At 44.6% G+C, this 2,828-nt stretch carries 1 protein-coding gene; it reads right to left on the bottom strand.

Annotation, left to right across the window (positions count from 1 at the left end):
• Positions 1-35: 35 nt before the first annotated feature.
• The coding region (locus BIW53_RS03285) for a TonB-dependent receptor (RefSeq protein WP_070990395.1) at positions 36-2,828 on the bottom strand (2,793 nt) is incomplete at its 5' end.

The following is a 2,828-nucleotide window of genomic DNA, read 5'->3' as shown; positions in this document are numbered from 1 at the left end:
AAAGTGGGGTTTAAATTCTATTACATCAAACTAACTTAGAAAGTGTAATCAGCTTGGATGTAGAAAGTACGACCGTACGGGTCTGCGTAACGTGGATCGTAACCTACCTGGTGACCCGCTGCCGCGTTTAGCGTGAACGGTGGCTCTTTGTCTAGTAAGTTCTTAATACCAAATGTTACGTTTGCATTGTCGCCGTAAGCGTATGACAAGCGGTAGTCAACAGTGAAGTATACCGGGATATGCTTCTGGATTAGGCTACCATCAACTTCTTCGCTCAAATCAGCTCTAAATACAGTGAAGTTTACATCTGCCGCTGCATCTGTGTAACCACTGCGCGCCTTGATATTCAAGTCATGCGTGAAGTTACCATGAGTGAATGAGTTGTTGATGTTTACGATGTTACGGAATGCAACCGCTTCATCAGTACCAACTTTACCTAAGCTTGAATCCCAAACATCAGTTGTACCAACACGTAGGCTTTCAGACTCAATCAGGTAAGTACCCATGATACCAGTCTTTAACGTACCGAATGACAATTCGTTTGTTAAGTTGATGCTCCAGTCGATACCTGTAGTCGTTGACTGACCAACGTTATCAGCTGCCTGAACGATAGCCAGAACGTCTTTTTTCAAACTTTCATCATACTTCGTCGTGAATAGGTGGTTATATGTCGCTGGGTTGAAGAAGATTTGGTTCTGAGTTAAACGTTGAACCTCGTTCTCCATTTCAATGTTCCAGTAATCTACTGACACACTTGTACCTGTATCACCAGCCCATACGAAACCGAATGTGTACTGCTCAGATGTTTCTGGCTTCAAGTTAGCGTTACCTTCACGGTATACGTCATACTGAAGCTTGTCTGAGTGACACGCTGACTTAAGTGGGTGACCTGATGCTAGTGGACAGTCATATGGTGAAGCTGTTACACCAAACTCTACACGTGGCTCAGCGATTTGACGCATCGTTGCCATCTTAAAGCCAGTACCCATTGAAGCACGTAGTAATAGCTCGTCTGTAGGACGGTAAGATAAGCTTAACTTGTACGTTGTATCGTTTTCGCTGTCGTTTACAGTTTTGTTGCCTTCACGAAGTGAATCAGTGATTTCACCGATGCTGTCGTAACGGATTGAACCTGTTAACTCTAGGTTTTCCATAACTGGAACGATAACTTCAGCAAATGCACCGTAGTTGTCACGATCTAGGTCATACTCAGGAGATACTGACTCGTACAATACAACCTTGTTGTTATTGCCTTCGCCGTTTGAACGTGCGTACTCAGATGCACGGTAATCGAAACCAACACCTAGGTATACACTACCTGCGTCTAAATCTGCAATAGCACCTGACAGCTTACCTTCAATTGCTGTCATTGTAGTTTCAGTTTCTTCCCATAGACCGTTGAACATTGAAGCTGCAACAGCAGAGTTCTCTTCAGCAGTTAGGTCTTCAGGCGCAGCGAAGATGTCGATAGCACCAGAGTTAAGTAGTGCTAGGAACTCGTCTTGCTTAGGATAACCAGTTAAACGGTTTTGCTCACGCTCTGAATCACCACGAGTTACCGCTAGGTCATAAGACCATTCAGAGATTTCACCACGGATACCCGCTGTGATTTGGCTAGTTGTTGTGTTCCACTCGTCTGTACGGTTACCGCCAGGAAGTACACGCCAGCGAGCGCTGATACCAACCATATCATCTAAAACAGCCTGAGGTGTGTGAGGAATTATGTATTTTTTAGCTAGCTCTGAATCTGCACTTAGTGGAATACCTGTTGGGTATGGCGCGATACGAGTGATCATTTCGAATTTTGACCAAGAAGCATTTGCATATACTTCAGTCGTATCATTTACTGTTGCAACACCTTGGATGAAGATATTGTCACGCTCTGACTCAGGCTGGATTTCCAACGTACTAGTGTAGTCAAACTGACATGCGCGAGCACCAGATGGAGCACTAGTTGCGTGACAAGAGCCATTTGTCATTTTGTATGGGTTGAATGAATATGTAGCTCTTTTGTTGTTACCTTCTTCATCAAACAACAGGTTACCATCTTCATCACGTGTGTTATAGCTTACATACGCGTTACCAGGAATAGCACTTGAAGAACCAGCAACCGCTAGTAGGTCTTGGCCTGAATGTTCAAACGAGATGAAACCAGTTTTCGCGAAATCACGGTCAACTGAACGTAGGTTGTCTTGCTCATCACGGCTATAAGCAGCTGTGATGTTGAAACCATCAACACTTAGGTCACCGAAACCAGTTGTGATTGAGAAGTTAGAGCTTGAAGTGTCTTTTGGCTTGTCATAACGAGCGCTGATAGTCGTGTTTTGAACGTCATCTTTTAGGATGAAGTTAACAACACCCGCGATAGCGTCAGAACCGTATAATGCAGATGCACCATCTTTTAGGATTTCAACGCGCTTGATAGCCGATAAAGGAATAGAGTTAAGGTCGATAGTACCGCCTGAATCAGAAGATACCATACGACGACCGTTTAGAAGTACAAGTGTGTACTCTGAACCTAAGTTTCTTAGTGAAGCAGTTTGAACACCGCCACCGCCACCACCTACTGACTCACCAGCAGCTGTGAAACCCTGCATCGCAGGAAGGTTAGCGATTAAATCTGGAACGCTTGTTACACCTGATTTAGCGATAGCTGAAGCATCGATAACGTCTAGTGGCAATGCACCTTCTAAGTCAGTTCTTTTGATTGCAGAACCGGTAACTTCGATACGTTCTACTTTCTCTTCACCTTCGGCTGCGAACGTGTTCGCAGAAAACGCAGCCGTAGAAGCAGCGCCAAACGCGATTGCTAAGCGAACCGCTTTTGA

This window comes from Pseudoalteromonas byunsanensis (assembly GCF_001854475.1).
Taxonomy (GTDB): domain Bacteria; phylum Pseudomonadota; class Gammaproteobacteria; order Enterobacterales; family Alteromonadaceae; genus Pseudoalteromonas; species Pseudoalteromonas byunsanensis.
Note: the sequence above shows the minus strand (reverse complement) of the source record. Positions and strands in the feature narration are given on the sequence as shown.